Origin of the sequence: Brevibacterium daeguense (assembly GCF_021729135.1) — a bacterium.
Taxonomy (GTDB): Bacteria; Actinomycetota; Actinomycetes; order Actinomycetales; family Brevibacteriaceae; genus Brevibacterium; species Brevibacterium daeguense.
On the sequence record NZ_JAJTWW010000017.1, the window covers coordinates 33,010 to 50,169 of the forward strand.

Genomic DNA, 17,160 nt, shown 5'->3' on the forward strand with positions numbered 1-17,160 from the left:
CTCGGGGTCCGGACCTCCTGGTAGCTTGTGACTCGGACGCAGAGGTGACGTATTCGTCAAAGGAGAGCATATGAGCACCGCTACCGACCGGTTCCGGGCTGCCCGGGACCGGCTCATCGAGCTTCGGGAGGACTACGACGGCGCGGTCGCGGAGTTCGAGTGGCCGCGGTTCGAGAACTTCAACTTCGCCCTCGACTGGTTCGACGAGATCGCCCGGGACAATGACAGCCCTGCGCTGTGGATCGTCGAGCAGGACGGCACGGAGGGCAGATGGAGCTTCCGGGAGCTGGCGGAGCGCTCGAACCGGGTGGCCAACATGCTGCGGGCGGCCGGAGTGCAGCGCGGCTCGCACGTCATGGTGATGCTCGGCAATCAGGTGGAGCTGTGGGAGACCATGCTCGCCGGCATCAAGCTCGGCGCGGTGCTGCTGCCCACCACCACGCAGCTGGGCTCCGGCGATCTCACCGATCGCGCAGAGCGCGGCGAGGCCTCTTTCGTCGTGGCCGGTCCGGAAGACGCGGCGAAGTTCGACTGGGTGCCGCTGCCGCTCACGCGCGTCGTGGTCGGGGCGGAGCCGGCGCGCGACACCGACATCGCCTATTCCTCGGCCGCGGACTTCCCGGCGGAGTTCACCGCGGACGGCCCGACGAAGGCCGACGACCTGCTGCTGCTCTACTTCACCTCGGGCACCACCTCGAAGGCCAAGATGGTGGCCCACACGCACGTCTCCTACCCTGTCGGCCACCTGTCCACGATGTACTGGATGGGCCTGGAGCCCGGGGACGTCCACCTCAACGTCGCCTCCCCCGGCTGGGCCAAGCACGCGTGGTCGAACTTCTTCACCCCCTGGATCGCCGAAGCCTGCGTCTTCCTCTACAACTACTCCCGCTTCGACGCCCCGTCGCTCATGGCGACCATGGAGCGCGTGGGTGTGACCAGCTTCTGCGCCCCGCCCACCGTGTGGCGCATGCTCATCCAGGCCGACCTCTCCCTGCTGGCGACCCCGCCGCAGAAGGCCCTCGGCGCCGGCGAGCCGCTCAACCCCGAGGTCATCGACCAGGTCAAGGAGAAGTGGGACGTGCTGATCCGGGACGGCTTCGGGCAGACGGAGACCACCCTGCTGATCGGCAACTCCCCGGGCCAGCCGATGAAGTACGGCTCGATGGGCAAGCCGCTGCCGGGCTTCGACGTCATCCTGCGCGACCCCGCCACCGGCGAGCTCACCGACGAGGGCGAGATCTGCCTGCGGCTCGATCCGCGGCCGGTCGGCCTGACGACGGGGTACTGGAACGACGAGGCCCGCACCGCCGACGCGTTCGTCGACGGCATCTACCACACCGGTGACGTCGCCGCACGCGACGCTGACGGCTTCATCACCTACATCGGCCGCGCCGACGACGTCTTCAAGGCCAGTGACTACCGGCTGTCCCCGTTCGAGCTCGAGAGCGTGCTCATCGAGCACGAAGCCGTCGCCGAGGCGGCCGTCGTCCCATCGCCGGACCCCGTCCGCCTGGCAGTCCCCAAGGCCTACGTGGTGCTCGGCGCCGGCCACCAGCCGTCTCCGGAGATGGCTCGCGACATCCTCAAGTTCTGCCGCGACAACCTCGCCCCCTACAAGCGGATCCGGCGCATCGAGTTCACGGAGCTGCCGAAGACCATCTCCGGCAAGATCCGGCGCGTGGAGCTGCGGGCCCGCGAGCGGGAGATCCACCCCCGGCAGGGTGCATCCACGATCGAGCACTCCGAGTACTCGGACGCGGACTTCCCCGATCTCAAGGGCTGACCCGCCCGCTCATTCGCGGCCGTCGATGTGATATAGCTCGCATTCGAACATCTGGTGTGAGCCGCGGCCTTGACCCGGCGGTAACCTGGTATGTACCGCTGTCACGGTTCTGATCTGGAATCCTGTCGTGACGGCCGGCCGGAATCGACCTCAGCGCACGATTTCGGCTCACACCTTCTGCTCACCGGACTCCAAACATTGAATGCTTGGCTTGTCCAGTTCAGTGACCTGACATCTTGGGGGATTCTTGGCCAAGGGCACACACACCGCGTCTTCGAGCACGTCCGGCGAAGCCGGCGGGAAGACCAGCTCGAACAAGGGTCTGCTCAACTATCCGCGTGCCGGAGTGACGGGGTGGACCCGGTGGCTGCCGTCCCTGCGACTGCTCGGCGTTGCCGTGCTCGCCGCGTTCGTCCTGGCGATCGCGGCGTTCAGCGTCGGCTATGCAGTCACCGACATTCCCGAACCGAACGCCGAGGCGGCCGGCCAGACGTCGACGGTCTTCTGGGATGACGGCGAAACCCCGATCGGCACCTTCAAGATCGAGGACCGGCAGCCGGTGTCGATCGACGAGATCTCCCAGCCCATGCAGCAGGCGGCGATCGCGGCCGAGGACCAGTCGTTCTACGAGAACCGCGGAATCTCGATCAAGGGCATTTCGCGCGCGGTGTGGGGCGTGATCACCGACGATTACGCCGGCGGCGGTTCGACGATCACCCAGCAATACGTCAAGAACTTCTACCTGTCCAACGAGCGCAGCCTGGACCGCAAGGTCCGCGAGATGTTCATCGCGATCAAGATCGATCAGGAGATGACCAAGGACGAGGTGCTCGCCGCCTATCTCAACACGATCTACCTCGGCCGTCAGAGCTACGGCGTCGAAGTGGCCGCTCAGAACTACTTCGACAAGCCGGCCTCCGAGCTCGACGTCTCCGAGAGCGTCCTTCTGGCCGCGATGATCCAGCGTCCCGGCGCTGCCGACCCGGCGGCGAACCCGGAGGAGTACGAGGCCCGCTTCCAGTACGTGCTGAAGAACATGGTCGAGCTCGGCTACCTCACCGAGGACGAGGCGTCCGCGGTGGAGATGCCCGAGATCAATGAGACCAAGGGCGACAACCAGTTCAAGGGCCCGAACGGCTACCTGCTGGACACGGTCCGCAAGGAGCTGCAGCGGGCCGGCATCGAGCCGGAGCAGATCGACCGCGGCGGACTCGAGATCGTGACGACCTACGATCAGGACGACATGGCAGCCGCCGTCGATGCGATCGAGGAGCTGCCGGAGCTCAAGTCCGGCATGCACGTCGGTCTGCTCTCGATCGACCCCGCCACGGGCGGTGTCAAGGCGATGTACGGCGGGGCGGATTACCTGGAGCGCCAGCAGAACGCCGCGACGGAGGACACGTCGCAGACCGGTTCGGCCTTCAAGCCCTTCGCCCTGGTGGCCGGCTTCGAGAACGGCTTCCGGCTGACCGACACCTTCACCGGCAACAGCGGTGTGACGATGACCACCGAGGGAACCCCCTGGGCGCCGCGGAACTACGGCGGCTCGAACTACGGGCCCGTCAGCCTGCTGACAGCGACCCAGAAGTCGATCAACTCCGCGTATGCCCAGCTCAACATCGAAGTGGGGCCGGAGAAGACCATGGATGTTGCCGTGCGCGCGGGTCTGCCGGAGGATTCGCCGGGGTTGGCCCCGAATGCGGCGAACGTGCTCGGCACCGCCAACGCCTCGGTCCAGAGCATGACTTCGGCCTACGCGACCTTCGCCTCCAACGGCATCTACCGGGCCCCGCATCACGTCGAGAAGGCCACGACGCCGGAGGGCGAGGTGGTGTACGAGCCGGACACCGAGGGAGAGCGGGAGTTCGACGAGAACGTCATGGCGGAGACCAGCTACGCGCTGTCACGCGTGGTCTCCGGCGGCACCGGATCGTACGCGCAGAACCTGGGCCGGCCCGCCGCCGGCAAGACCGGGACGTCCCAGGACTACTACTCGGCCTGGTTCGCGGGCTACACCCCGAACATGGCGACCGCCGTGTCCATCTATCGTGAGGACGAGGCGGGCAATCCGGTGACGATCGGTTCGTACGGTGGTCGCGGCACCATCACCGGCGGCACCTTCCCGACCATCGCGTGGACGAACTATATGACGAAGGCGCTCGAGGGGGAGCCGGTCGAGAAGTTCCCCAAGCGCGGAGAGCTGCCCGACGTCGAGAAGCCGCAGGCCCCCGAGAACGACCCGGGTGTGCCCAAGCAGGTGCCCCAGCGTCCCAACCCGAACCCGAATCCGAACCCCGCGCCCGACCAGGGCGGCGGATCCGGCGGCGACGAGCCTGCCCGGGAGCCCGAGGAGGAGGCTCCGGACCTCGGCGACGAGCCCCCGGAAGAGGAGCCCGAGCAGCCGGAACCCCCGGCGGAGGAGCCCGAGCCCGAGCAACCGGAGCGCCCCGAGCCGCCGAAGGAACGCCCCGAGCTGCCGGAGCCTCCGGTGGAGAAGCCCGAGCCCGACCGGCCGCCGCGCGAGCCCAACGGCCCGCCGAGCCTCGGCTGAGTCAGTGTGTGGCCCGACGACCTCGGGCCGCACTCGCCAGTAGGCTTGCTCCATGCCTCGGACCACTCCCGAATCCCTCGCCCGCCCCATGCTGGGCGGGCCGATGGGTTCGCATCTCGCCTCGGCGACCGCCCGCACCAGGGCCTGGTCCGCCGGCGCGATGATGGGACTGCTGGGTCTCAGCTCACTCCTCGGCGTCCTGCTGCAGGCCCCGTGCCTCCACCGGGGCTGGGAGCTGCCATTCGCGTCCTACCGGATGTGCGCCTCGCCGCTGGCCAACGTGATGATGGGCACCTCCTTCCCCTCCGCGCCCGGCAGAGCCTCCGGCGACATCGTCGGGTTCGCACCGGTCACTGCCTGGGTCGTCGAGCTCGGGCGGCTGCTCGGCACCGGCGATCACCGCCAGGACACCGCTTTCCTCATGGTGTTCGTCATGCTCTTCAACGTGCTGGCATTCGCCGCGGCCGGCATCGCCCTGATGCTGCTCGCCCGCGACCGGTCCTGGTTGCCCGTGGCCTTCCTCTCGCCGGTCGTCATCTTCTCCGTCGGCCAGTCCCTCGACCCGGTCGGCGTCGCCCTGGCGCTGTGGGCGCTGGTGCTGCTGCGCCGTGACACCCCCGGAGGGTATTCACCGCTGGCCGCAGGAATGCTGCTGGCTCTGGCCGCCTTCATCAACCCCCTGGCGGCGGTGGTGCTGCTCGCTGCTGTCGTCGTGGGCCTGTCCGAGGGCAGGGGTCGGGAGCTCGTGGTCGTGGGTGGGGCCTGGGCGATCATCGCGGGAATCCTGCTCGTCGCCGACGGCCGGCTGTTCGGCCGCCTCCAGTACTGGTGGCAGAATGCGATCGACCGCGGCTCGATCGCCTCACTGCTGAGCTTCGAGCCCGGGCTCAACAGCGCGGTCGTGGTGCTGGTGTCGGTCCTGGTCTGGGTGCTGAGCACCCTGACCGTGGTGATCGTGCTCATGGTCATGGCCGCGGACGGTCGCCGGCTGTCACTGCCGGCGGTGGCGACGGTGCTGATCGGCTTGAGTCTGGTCCTGATGCCGGCAGCTCCGACGGTGAACGCGCTGTGGCTGGTGCCGTTCGCGGTGCCGGCGGTGCATCACCTGGGAGTGCAGATCGCCTGGGGCCTGTCCGAGGCGGGCCTGGCGATGGCAGTGAGCCTCTCGGACGTCACCGCGCTCGAGGCGTCGAACGGACTGGCACCGATGTGGCTGGCGGCCTTCACTCTGCTCCGCGTCTTCGCGATCGCGGCCGTCATCTTCTGCGCAGTCGAGAGGCTGACCGAGGAACCCGCGGCCGGGGGTGCGAGAGCGCTGGCCGACGAACCCGCGGCCGAGGGTGCGGGAGAGTCGGCTGAGGCTCGGGCTCCCCGAAATGACAGCATCCCCCAGAACCCCTAGAATAGTGAGGTCTGTGCTGCCGGCGGACCGATTCCTCCCGACGGCGCGGTACACCGTACATACCCTCCTGCCATGGACCGACCATGGCCGCTGAGACCAGAGGAGGTGGGTTGCACGTGCGAAAATACGAGCTCATGCTCATTCTTGATCCGGAACTCGACGAGCGTTCCGTGAGCACCACTGTCGAAAAGCTGACCAAGGTTGTCACCGCTGACGGCGGATCCATCGACAACGTGGACGTCTGGGGTCGTCGCCGCTTCGCGTACGAGATCCAGAAGAAGACCGAGGGCTACTACGTGGTCGTCGACTTCCAGGCCAACCCGGACACCACCAAGGAGCTTGACCGTCAGCTCGGCCTCAATGAGACCGTGCTGCGCACCAAGATCCTTCGCCCGGACGCGAAGTAATCACTCACCGGAGCCGCTGAAAAGGAGTCACCATGGCAGGCGAAACGATCATCACCGTCGTTGGCAATATCACCGCGGATCCTGAACTGAGGTTCACTCCGAACGGCGCGGCCGTTGCCAACTTCACGGTTGCCTCGACGCCTCGCACCTTCGACCGTCAGGCCCAGGAGTTCAAGGACGGAGAGACGATGTTCCTCCGCTGCAACGCCTGGCGCGAAATGGCCGAGAACGTGGCCGAATCCCTCCAGCGCGGTTCCCGAGTGATCGTCCAGGGACGTCTGAAATCGCGCACCTTCGACACCAAGGAAGGTGAGCGCCGCACCGTGTTCGAGCTCGATGTCGACGAAGTCGGCCCGAGCCTGCGCTACGCCAGCGCATCCGTGACCAAGAACGAGCGCGGAGGCGGGTTCAGCGGAGGCGGCGGAGGCGGCGGCAACTTCGGCGGCGGTCGCGGGGGCAATGCTCCCGGCGGCGGCACCGGAGGCGGCTGGGGGCAGAACCCCAACGCCGGCGGTGCCGGACAGGGCGGCCAGGGTGGACAGGGCGGCCAAGGGGGACAGGGCGGCTACAACCGCGGTCCCCAGCAGACTCAGCAGGACGACCCCTGGGCATCGTCCAACCCACAGAGCGGTCCCGGCGGCGGTTGGGGCAACCCGACCGACGACGAGCCCCCGTTCTGATCGAAATTTTTTTGACAGGAGAAACTCATGGCAAAGCCGGATACCCGGAATAAGCCGATCAAGAAGAAGGCGAACCCGCTCAAGCGGGGCGAGGCTTCTCAGATCACCTACAAAGACACTGCCACCCTGCGCAAGTTCATCTCCGATCGCGGCAAGATCCGCGCTCGGCGCGTGACCGGCGTGACCGTGCAGGAGCAGCGCGTCATCGCGAAGGCCGTCAAGAACGCCCGCGAGATGGCACTGCTTCCCTACTCGAGCTCGTCTCGCTGATCGGGGGAACCATGGCTACCAAGAAACTCATTCTCAACCATGAGGTCGACGGCCTCGGTGCCGCCGGCGACGTTGTCGAGGTGCGCGCGGGCTACGCGCGCAACCTGCTGATCCCGCGCGGCTGGGCCACTCCATGGACCGCCGGAGCGCAGAAGCAGATCGAGGCGCTCCGCAAGGCCCGCCAGGCGCGTCAGCTTGCTGACCGCGATGAGGCGATCGCCCTCAAGGAGAAACTCGAGTCGACGACCGGTCGCATCGAGATGAAGGCCGGTGCCCAGGGCCGCCTGTTCGGCGCTGTCACCCCGGCGCTCGTCGCCGAGGCGCTCTCCGCCTCGTCCGGCGCAGAGATCGATCGTCGTTCGGTTGCACTGCCCGGCCACGTCAAGTCGGCCGGCTCGTACACCGCCACCGTGCGCGTGCACGACGAGATCGTCGCCAACGCGAAGTTCGAGGTCATCGGCAAGGCCTGATCCTAGGCTCTGCCCGTGCCGAGGACGCTGATTCGAGACTTCGGCACAATCACGCGAGACTGCCGCCCCGCTTTCGACTGGAAAGCGGGGCGGCAGTCTCGATTCAGACGGCGAAGCCGATGTGGGAGGCGGCATCAGACGCTGAAGGCACAGGGCACGCGGCGGGTGCCCGCCGAGCACCTGGAGAGACTTCGGGATGACACCGAGGCGCCGGGCTTTTGGCAGGCTTCTGTCCGCACGGCCACAATGAGCTCATGCGCACTCCCCGTCCCACCGAACGTCCCTCCTTCGCGCAGCGGGAGGCGTACCGCAAGGTCCTCGCCGAGGGGTACGCCCAGGGGCGACTCAACGAGCAGGAACTCGCCCGTCGCGCAGGGGCAGCGGTGCACGCGAGCACGCTAGCGGACCTCGAGGAGCTCATCGCGGATCTCCCGCGGGGATCACTTCCGGTCCCCATCGAGCCGGCGCAGCGGCCCCGGAAGAGGCCCGGGGACGGTCCGACTCGCCGCACCGGCGGTCGCAGAGCACGCGTCCTCATCGCCGCTGCTCTGGTGGGCGCATTCGGAGGCTGGGTGGTGGGAAACATCACGCTCGATATTCAGCAGGCCGAGGCCGCTGCGATCGCGCTGGAGGAGCTGGAGCGCGAAGCTGACGGAGATGGCGAGGACGGCTTGCTGAACCCCGCGCTCGATTCTGCACAGGTCTTCCGGGTTCACGCTCACGCGATGGACCAGGAGGAGGCGTCTCGGATCATCATCAGAGGGAACGGCTCGACGATCGACGTCCCCCTGGAGGACCGCACGATCTACAACACCGTACAGGTGGCTTCGGACGGCAGCGTCAAGACTCGACCGGGCGGGACCTACGAGGACGAGTACCCGCAGGCCTACTTCGCACCCTCCGCGCTCGACCCTGCGGTGCTGGCCACCATGGTGGAGAAGGCCCCTGAGATCTATGAAGACGTCACTGGGCAAGCGGCGCACCCGACCGTGGCGTTGGAGGTGCGGGCAGCGAGCAATGAGTACGCAGGCGTGGCCCAGGGAGATCCCGTGGTGCTCGCGCGCCTGGGGAGGGACGAGTACCAGAGCGGGGGCGGGGCAGTCGTGTGGACCATGACGGGCGAGGAGATCCTGGCGGTGTACGAGCAGTGACAGGCAAGGCAGATCGCGGGGAAGACGGCGGGTGGGTTCGTTCCTTCCTCGCGCGACCCGTGCTTGCTCCCGCAGTCACCGGCCTGCTCTCCGCGAGCACACTTTTCGCCCTGGTCGTGCTGCCCGCGGATACGGGATCGAGCGAAGCCGCTGGATCCGATCACGCTGCCGAGCAGGCGGGCGCTCCCGCGGTGGACTGGGAACCGCAGCCGATCGCTGAGGAGCTCAATGCGGTGGAGCCGATGGATGTCACCACTGTCGCCGACGCCATCGCGGCCGCGCAGCGGGCCGGGCTGATCCGCATCGGGCAGATCGACCTGGACGAGGACAGCACTCTCGTCACCGGCGAGGACGAGTCGGGGACGCTCAGGCAACTGAGCCTCAATCAGGGCGACGCTGGAATCCTCTCCGATGCACACGGCAGCATCGACTCCTTCCTCGAACCGGTGGAGCTCGACATCGACCCAGCAGCGGCGATCGCTAAGGCGCGCGAGGTGCTCGGTGGGGAGGGCGACGGCGACGTCCGGACTGTGATCGTCTTCCAGGGCGACGGAACGGAGCGGGACGGCGGGGAATCCGGTCCTCTGATCGAAGTCGTGTTCTCCGCGGGGTCACGGGTGACGCTCAGGGCGGACGACCTCAGCGTCGTCGACTGAAGAGCAAAGCGCTGAGGTGCGTCGTCGCGACGTGTGGCATCGCGACGTATGGCCTCGCGACGTGCGGCGCGCAGACCTTCGAGCTCATCGCTCCGCGACGACATTCCCGATCGCGCCCTCCAGCTGAGGCCACCGGAATTCGAAGCCGGCCTGCTCCAGCCGCTCGGGCAGCACCCATCTGCTCTTGAGCAGCATCTCCGGCTCCACCCGCAGGACGAACATCGCCGGCTCGAGCATCCACCGGTAGGCGGGCAGCCCGAACGGTCGGCGGACTGCCCGGCGCAGGATCGCCATGAGCTCCCGGTTCGTCACGGGGTTCGGCGCGGCGAGGTTGACGGCTCCTGAGATGTCCTCGTGTTCCTCGATGAACCGGATCGCGGCGAGCACATCGTCGATGTGGATCCAGCTGAACCGCTGCTCGCCGCGAGTCCGGTGGGAGGGGCTCAGGTCCCCGGTGGGATCCGGGCCGATGCCGCGATACCGTCTGTGCGCCGGCCACCACCCGTCGATCTGCGGACCTCCCAGCCCCAGCCGGGTGATCACCAGCAGCTTGTTCGTTGCCGGTCCGTCCCCGAGCACGATCGCCATCCGCAGCGCGACCCGGCGCACCCCGGGCAGTTCCCCGGCGAAGAACTCCTGTTCCCAGGTGCGCGCCACATCGACCGAGAATCCGGTTCCGAGCTCGCCGCTGTCCTCGGTCTGCGGCCGGTCCATCGCGTGCCGGTAGATAGTCGCCGTCGAGGCGTTGAGCCACAGGCGCGGGGGGAGCTCGGCCTTCGCGACCGCCTCGCGCAGCGCTCGGGTGGTGTCGATGCGGGAGTGGAGGATCGCGTTGCGGTTCCGGTCGTTGTACCGTCCGCTGACGTTCTTTCCGGCGAGGTTGACGAGCAGCTGGGCGCCGTCGACCAGCCTCTCGATCGCCCGGGGATCGCTCCAGGTCACCGGACCGCACCGGCCGATCGTCGCGACCCGGTAGCCGCGGCCGGCGAGGTCCTCGCTCAGGCGCTCACCGATGAAGCCCGATGCCCCTGCGATCACTGCCAGTGGTGTGCTCATACGTCGACCGTACAGGTCTTGATGCGCACGCCCGAGGAAGGGAGCAGGGCCGCAGGAAGCCGTGGGCGACCCTGGGAGTGGTCGACGACGAGGTGTAGTCGTACTCACGTGACAAGAAGCTTCTCCCCGAGTGCGTGCTACCCTCGAACAGCCGCGACCGTCGAGACCACGACGCACAGCCGCAGAGCACTTGAGCCCGCATCACCGCAGCCGGATTTCCGCTTCCTCAGGAGCGAGTCCAGAGGAGCGAAGAGCCCCCATTCGCCCGCCGGCGCAGGAGCGCCGAGTGCCGCCCACCGAGCCATTCCTCGGCATTGACCTGTGCTTGCAGCATTGAGCCTGCAGTCGTCGTGATCCGGACGGCGCGGACTGTCATGTTGCCGACCAGGAGTGTGTATGTCGTTTTCGGAAGACGTGAACCGGGCTCAAGCAGAAGTGGGCCGCGGACCCATCTCCCGCGACCGCCTCGGCGGGACCGAACGGAAGAGGCCGGGTGCCGACAGGGAACGGGGCCGGCCCCCGGTCTCCAGCACCGAGCTTCTCCGCGGCCCCGAAGAGCTCAACGCCGATCGCAGCGGCCCCCGGGTGAACTGGCGCGTTTTCCTGATCTCCTCGCTTGTCATCATCGCCTTCTCGGTGTGGGCGATGGTGACGCCGGACAGCGCCGCCACGACCATGAAGTCGGTCGTCGGCTGGATCGCCCAGAACCTGGGCTGGTACTACGTCCTGACAGTCACGATCGTCATCGTCTTCGTGCTCTGGGTGGCGCTGTCCAAGGAGGGCACCGTCCGCCTGGGTCCCGACCACTCTCGGCCCCAGTACAAGCTCTTCACCTGGGTGGCGATGCTGTTCGCCGCCGGCGTCGGCATCGACATGCTCTTCTACTCCGTCACCGGCCCGATCACCCAGTACATCTCCCCGCCTACCGCCGACCCGCAGAGCGCGGAGGCGGCCCAGGACGCGGTGATCTGGACGATGTTCCACTACGGCGTCGCCGGCTGGTCGATGTACGCGCTGCTCGGGATGGCGATGGGCTACTTCGCGTACCGCTGGGGCATGCCGCTGTCGATCCGCGCCGCCCTGTACCCCCTGCTGGGCAAGCGCGTGAAGGGCGCGACCGGTGACGCGATCGACATCATCACCCTGGTCGGCACGGTTTTCGGCGTCGCCACGTCGATGGGGATCGGCGTGGTGCTGCTCAACGTCGGCTTCTCGTGGCTGTTCGGTCTCCCGCAGGGTCTGGCTCTGCAGATCGCCCTGGTGCTGGTCGCCGTCGTGATGACGATCGCCGCGTGCACCTCGGGCGTGGACCGGGGAATCCGCGTGATCTCCGAGCTCAACCTGTGGAGCGCCGGGGCGATGATGCTCTACATCCTCGTCACCGGGCAGACGTCGTTCCTGCTCAACACGCTGGTCGAGAACATCGGCCGCTTCGTGTGGTCGCTGCCCGACCGCACCCTGCAGACGATGGGCTACCAGCCCGAGGGCGCGGAATGGATGGCCGGCTGGACGCTGTTCTTCTGGGCCTTCTGGCTGGCGTGGGGACCTTTCGTCGGGCTGTTCCTGGCCCGGATCTCCCGCGGTCGGACGCTGCGCGAGTTCGTGATCGCGGCGATCACCGCTCCCGTGCTGTGCGACTTCATCATCGTCTCCCTCTTCGGCAACAGCGCGCTGCGCGAGGTGCTGGACGGCAACACGGAGTTCGCCGAACTCGCGATGGAGAGCCCGGAACAGGGCTGGTACGCGCTGCTGGAGATGTTCCCCGGCGCCGCGTTCCTCATCGGCCTGGCCACGCTGTCCGGGCTGCTGTTCTACCTGACCAGCGCGAACTCAGGGGCGATGGTGATGTCGAACTTCTCCTCGTGGATCCCGGATCCGGGTCAGGACGGACCCAAGTGGCTGCGCATCTTCTGGGCGATCCTCACCGCGGTGCTCACGATCGCCATGCTCGTCGCGGGTGGCGTGACCACGATGGAATACGCCACGCTGATCTTCGCCCTGCCGGTCACGGTCATCGCCTACCTGGTGATGGCGTCGTTCTCCAAGGTGCTGCGGATGGAGCGGGCCGAACGCGAGGGGCGCGAGCTGCGCCGGAGCTCGACAGCCGTTCACGGCGGTCCGGTGCCGGAGAAGACGTGGCGACAGCGCCTGGCGAACCTGCGGTCCTATCCGACGCAGAAGGCCGTGGGGCAGTTCGTGGGGCGCGTCATCCGGCCGGCCCTCGAGGAGGTCACCCGGGAGTTCATCGCCCAGGGCTACCAGGCGGAGCTCAAGGCGCTGGCCAACCCGGAGACCGGCGTCACCGAGCAGACGTTCCTGGTCGACATGGACGACCAGCGCAGCTTCCAGTACCAGGTCGCCGCGGTCGAGGCTCCGGTGCCGATGTTCGGCGGCCGGATGTCGCGGGAGACGGACGTGTACTACCGGCTCGAAGTCTTCACCCACACCGGCTCCGAGGGCTATGACCTCATGGGACTGTCCAAGCAGCAGGTCATCAGCGGCGTCCTCGACCGCTTCGAGGCGCACCTGGGATTCCTCAAGGTCTCCAGCGCGTCTGCCTCGGCTTCCGTCCTGACGCCGCCGCTGCCGGTGACGGCCACCGGATCCCTGCCGGAGGTGCCCGCCCTCGAACAGGGTGCGAAGGACGTGTAGTCCGGATGGTCAAGGGACGCGCTGTCCGCATCGGCGAAGGTCAGGGCGCCGGAATCAAGCAGGACGGGTTGCCGGACCACAGCAGGGGAAATCTCCATCCGGGGCTGGAACAATAGCGAGCATGAGTCAGAACCCGTCTTCCGACAGCTTCCGCCCGGAGTCGCCTCAACCGGAGCCGACTGAGCCGGAGTCGCCTGAACCGGAGTCGAACAGCCCTCGGCCCGGCACGCCGTCCGGGCCGGGGTCGGCCTCGCTCGAGTACGTCGAGCCGAGATCGACCCCACCGGAGTTCGTCGAGCCGGGACCGGCCGCCCCCGAACCCGAGGCTCGGCCCGCGGCGATCGCGATGGCAGCCCCGCCGGAGCCTGAGCCGGCGGCCGGGTCCGGGTCGTGGTCCGCCGGGACCGAGGCGGCGGCTGGATCCGCCGGGACCGAGGTGGCGGCTGGTTCGGAGTCCGCCAACGCCGAGGCGACTCCGGGGTCCGGGTCGAAGTTCGCCAAGGCCGAGGCGCCGACCGGGTCCGGGTCCGGATCCTCCGGCCCCGAGCCGTCCTCCGGGCCGGCGTTCGCCTCGACGCCGGAGGACATCGCCCGGGCGGCGGGCCTGCAGAAGATGCGCCGGCTGGCCACCGGTCTGCTCATCCTCGCCGCGCTGATCTTCCTCGCCACCCACCTGTTCACCGACCTGACCGGGATCTGGGGCTTTGTCGCCCGCGGCTCCGAGGCCGCGATGATCGGCGCGATCGCCGACTGGTTCGCGGTGACCGCGCTGTTCCGGCATCCGCTCGGCCTCAAGATCCCCCACACGGCGATCATCCCGCGCAAGAAGGACGTGCTGGGCGAGAGCCTGTCGACCTTCGTGGCGGTGAACTTCCTCAAGTCCCACACGGTCGCCACGAAGCTGCGCAAGGCCCGGCTCACCCAACGGGCCGGCGCGTGGCTGGCGCAGGAGAAGAACCAGCAGATCGTCGTCACGCGCGCCGGCCAGGGCCTGGAATACGTGCTGCGTCGGGTCGATGACGACGCAGTCGAAGGACTGACCCGCAACGTGCTCGTGCCCAAGCTCGTCGACACGCACAAGGCACCGGTGCTCGGCCGACTGCTCCAGGAGATCGTGCAGGACGGCGCCCACCACCGCCTCGTCGACCTCGTCGTCGGCGAGGCCTACATCTGGCTGTCGAACAATCCGCGGGTCATCGACGAGATCGTCCACCAGAAGGCGCCCGACTGGGTTCCCGGATTCGTCAACGACACCGTCTCCAACCGGCTGCGCCGCGAGGTCCTCGGCTGGGTGGGCGACGTCCGGGACCAGCCGTACCACAAGGCCCGACAGGCGCTCGACCGCTGGATGCTCGAGCTGGCCGAGAATCTCAAGGAGGACACATCGATCTCCGAGCGAGCCGAGGGGGTGCTCGACGACCTGCTCCGCCAGGAGGGCGTCGTCCACTCGGTGCTGGAGATCTGGGAGTCGCTCAAACGGCTGCTCCGGGGGGCAGTGCTCGATACCGACGGCGAGGTGCACGGCCGCATCCGCTCGATGCTCGACCAGTTCTCCGAGCGGATGGTCAACGACGCCGAGTTCGCCGAGCAGATGAATGAACGGATCGCCACCATGGCCGGCGACCTCGCCGAATCGTTCGGTGCCGAGATCGCCAGCGTCATCTCCGACACGATCGCCGGCTGGGACGCCCGGGAGGCGTCCGACCGGATCGAGCTCTACGTCGGCAAGGACCTGCAGTACATCCGCATCAACGGCACCGTGATCGGCGCTCTCGTCGGCCTGGTCATCCACGCGGTGACCCTGCTCCCGTGGATGTGAGGGTGGGCTGGCGACCGGGACGGAGCGCGCCCGCTGGGGCTGCTCCGGTCCCGGTTCCCACTGATGACCGGGAGCGACTCGCACTACCCGACTGCGCCGTAGATCTCGCGCAGGTACTGCTCGCTGCGCCCGGAGCCGACCACACCCGGCCCCATCCTGTTCATCATGTAGGCGATCGTCATTCGCCGGTCGAGGTCCATGATGATGACGGATCCGCCCCAGCCGCCCCAGTAGCAGATGCGGCCTTCGGGCAGGGTCGGCATCGCCTCGGGATCGGCCAGGGCGAAGCCCATTCCGCGACGGATCGGTACGCCCAGGACCAGGTCTGGTCCGGTTGCCTGCACGTCGAACACCTGGTCGATCGTGTCCTGCGAGAGCAGCCGCACCCCGTCGACCTCCCCACCCAGCGAGATGGCCGACAGCATCCGGGCGACCGAGCGGGCGTTGCCGTGGCCGTTCGTGGCGCCCATGTCGGCCCGCCGCCACGCTTCCGTGTTGGCGGCGGTCGGGTCTGCCACCGGACCGGTGAACGTCTTGACCATCGGATGGTCGGCGGGCACGGCGGCGAGATCGACTCTCCTTGGCGGAGGGGGAACGATCTCGGCGACTCTGTCCCAGTCCTCGCGCCGGGCACCGATCTGGAAGTCGGCGCCCAAGGGCCCTGCGATCTCAGCGTCGACGAACTGCCTGAACGTCAGGCCGGTGGTCCGCCGGATCACCTCGCCGATGAGGTGTCCCTGATTCTGCGAGTGATAGCCGCCGGCCGTTCCGGGCTTCCACCACGGAGCTTGGGCCGCGAGCGCGGCCGTCGATTTCTCCCAGTCGTACATGTCCTCCACGGTGAAGGGCTTCTCCCACCCCGACACGCCGGAGGTGTGGGCGAGCAGGTGACGGACCTCGATGTCGCTCTTCCCGTTGGCGCCGAACTCCGGCCAGTACTTCTCCACCGGGGAGTGCAGGTCGATCTCGCCCTGGTCGGCGAGCATGAGCGCTGCCAGGTAGGTGACGGTTTTCGTCGTCGACCAGACGTTGACGATGGTGTCGCTCGTCCAGGGGAGGGTGCGGTCGGCGTCCTGGTACCCGCCCCACAGGTCGACGACATTCTTCCCATCCACGTTGACGACAAGGGAAGCGCCGAGCTCCTCCCCGGATTCGAGGTTCGCCTCGAATGCGGAGCGAAGTCCTGCGAACCGGTCGGTGCTGGTGCCCTGAAGCGGTGAGATCATACGTGCTCCTCATCTGTGCGTACGGCTCCATTGCCGCACTTGGTCGTGAGTCTAACCGCGCGGTAACCCGGTTGAGGAGATTGTGCTGCCGCGGGCGCCTCACGCCCCGACGGTCACGGCGGTCTGCACCGGTTCGTGATCGGAAGCTGCCGCACCGCCGAACCGCACCGCGTTGATGCCCGCCGCGTGCACGGTGATCCCGGCCGTCACCATGATCCAGTCGATCCGGCGTCCGGCCCGAGGCGCCCGATAGTTCGAGAAGGTGCCCCACGCCTCGGTGAGCCGGTGCTCCGCGACGGCCCACGAGTCCCGGAGCACTTCTCCTGCGGTGAGCTCCCGGTAGGGCGCCGACCCGATGTCGGCGTTGGCATCCCCCATCACGACCGCCGGATCGTCCTGCTCCTTAACGAGGCGCAGCAGCATGCGCGCCGATTCCAGCTGTGAGCGCCGCGACAGCGGGTCGAGGTGAGTGTTGATCACGCACAGCCGGTTCCCCGTCGACCGGTCGACGAAGTGCGCGACGACTGCCGCGCGGGGGAACAGATTGCCCCAGGTCCGGGAACCGGCGACGTGAGGGGTGGCGGAGAGCGCCGGCTGGCGCCAGCCGACGAGCTCGAGGCGGCGTGAGTCGAAGATGATCGGCGTCGCCTCGCCCGCGAGAATCCCGCCGGCGCCGTCGAACCCGGACCCGGTGCCGGTTCTGGTTCTGGTTCTGGTTCTGGTGGGGCTGCCGGTGCCGGACAAGGACCCGGTGGGGCTGTGGTCCCGACCCAGCGAGCGGTAGCCGGACCCGAGGCTAGCGAGCACCCACTCGATTTGCTCGGGCAGCGCCTCCTGGACACCCAGCACCGTCGGCCGCTCGCTCGCCAGCAGCCGGCGGACCAACTGCCTCCGATTCGCCCACAGGTCCGGGTGCCGCTGATTGAAATGGGGGACCGGGCGGCGGATGTTGAAGCTCATCAGATGCAGCCCGGGCGGCCGGATGGGCCCGATCAGCGCATCACTCATCGGTGCCGTGCCTTCCGGCTGTCGTCGTC

At 68.0% G+C, this 17,160-nt stretch carries 14 protein-coding genes; 11 read left to right on the top strand and 3 right to left on the bottom strand.

Annotation, left to right across the window (positions count from 1 at the left end; genetic code table 11):
* Positions 1-70: 70 nt before the first annotated feature.
* The 9 genes from LXN01_RS13045 to LXN01_RS13085 all read left to right on the top strand — a co-directional run bounded on the left by LXN01_RS13045 (position 71) and on the right by LXN01_RS13085 (position 9,370).
* Positions 71-1,783: an AMP-binding protein gene (locus tag LXN01_RS13045; protein WP_236865840.1), complete on the top strand. Its 1,713-nt coding sequence runs from the start codon at positions 71-73 to the stop codon at positions 1,781-1,783.
* Between the two features lie 247 nt (positions 1,784-2,030).
* Complete coding sequence (locus tag LXN01_RS13050) at positions 2,031-4,334, top strand: transglycosylase domain-containing protein (RefSeq protein WP_236865841.1); 2,304 nt, start codon at positions 2,031-2,033, stop codon at positions 4,332-4,334.
* Positions 4,335-4,386: 52 nt separating this feature from the next.
* Positions 4,387-5,736, top strand: coding sequence for a hypothetical protein (locus tag LXN01_RS13055; protein WP_236865842.1), 1,350 nt, complete (start codon positions 4,387-4,389; stop codon positions 5,734-5,736).
* A gap of 116 nt (positions 5,737-5,852) precedes the next feature.
* The gene (gene rpsF, locus LXN01_RS13060; RefSeq protein WP_236865843.1) at positions 5,853-6,143 is read left to right on the top strand and encodes a 30S ribosomal protein S6; all 291 of its coding nucleotides are present in this window, start codon (positions 5,853-5,855) and stop codon (positions 6,141-6,143) included.
* 32 nt (positions 6,144-6,175) lie between these two features.
* Complete coding sequence (locus LXN01_RS13065; protein ID WP_236865844.1) at positions 6,176-6,823, top strand: single-stranded DNA-binding protein; 648 nt, start codon at positions 6,176-6,178, stop codon at positions 6,821-6,823.
* A gap of 27 nt (positions 6,824-6,850) precedes the next feature.
* Positions 6,851-7,093 (top strand): 30S ribosomal protein S18, encoded by a 243-nt coding sequence (gene rpsR, locus LXN01_RS13070; RefSeq protein WP_236865845.1) that lies wholly within the window; start codon positions 6,851-6,853, stop codon positions 7,091-7,093.
* Positions 7,094-7,104: 11 nt separating this feature from the next.
* Entirely contained in the window at positions 7,105-7,563 is a 459-nt protein-coding gene (rplI, locus tag LXN01_RS13075) for a 50S ribosomal protein L9 (RefSeq protein WP_236865846.1), read from the top strand.
* Positions 7,564-7,817: 254 nt separating this feature from the next.
* Positions 7,818-8,714 (top strand): DUF1707 SHOCT-like domain-containing protein, encoded by an 897-nt coding sequence (locus LXN01_RS13080; protein ID WP_236865847.1) that lies wholly within the window; start codon positions 7,818-7,820, stop codon positions 8,712-8,714.
* Positions 8,711-9,370: a hypothetical protein gene (locus tag LXN01_RS13085; protein WP_236865848.1), complete on the top strand. Its 660-nt coding sequence runs from the start codon at positions 8,711-8,713 to the stop codon at positions 9,368-9,370. Before LXN01_RS13080 ends, LXN01_RS13085 begins: the two co-directional genes overlap by 4 nt.
* Positions 9,371-9,454: 84 nt before the next feature.
* Here the strand turns inward: LXN01_RS13085 and LXN01_RS13090 are convergent, their stop codons facing one another.
* Complete coding sequence (locus LXN01_RS13090) at positions 9,455-10,426, bottom strand: epimerase (RefSeq protein WP_236865849.1); 972 nt, start codon at positions 10,424-10,426, stop codon at positions 9,455-9,457.
* 396 nt (positions 10,427-10,822) lie between these two features.
* Here LXN01_RS13090 and betT point away from each other — a divergent pair, with 396 nt between their 5' ends.
* Together betT and LXN01_RS13100 are read left to right on the top strand one after the other, a co-directional pair.
* Positions 10,823-13,078 carry a choline BCCT transporter BetT gene (gene betT, locus LXN01_RS13095; RefSeq protein WP_236865850.1) on the top strand — a complete coding sequence of 752 codons (2,256 nt, stop codon included), beginning with the start codon at positions 10,823-10,825 and terminating at the stop codon, positions 13,076-13,078.
* 121 nt (positions 13,079-13,199) lie between these two features.
* Positions 13,200-14,897 (top strand): DUF445 domain-containing protein, encoded by a 1,698-nt coding sequence (locus LXN01_RS13100; protein ID WP_236865851.1) that lies wholly within the window; start codon positions 13,200-13,202, stop codon positions 14,895-14,897.
* Between the two features lie 83 nt (positions 14,898-14,980).
* On the opposite strand, the gene LXN01_RS13105 is transcribed toward LXN01_RS13100, so the two are convergent.
* Positions 14,981-16,123: a serine hydrolase domain-containing protein gene (locus LXN01_RS13105; RefSeq protein WP_236865852.1), complete on the bottom strand. Its 1,143-nt coding sequence runs from the start codon at positions 16,121-16,123 to the stop codon at positions 14,981-14,983.
* Between the two features lie 99 nt (positions 16,124-16,222).
* Positions 16,223-17,131 carry an endonuclease/exonuclease/phosphatase family protein gene (locus tag LXN01_RS13110; RefSeq protein WP_236865853.1) on the bottom strand — a complete coding sequence of 303 codons (909 nt, stop codon included), beginning with the start codon at positions 17,129-17,131 and terminating at the stop codon, positions 16,223-16,225.
* Positions 17,132-17,160: the final 29 nt, after the last annotated feature.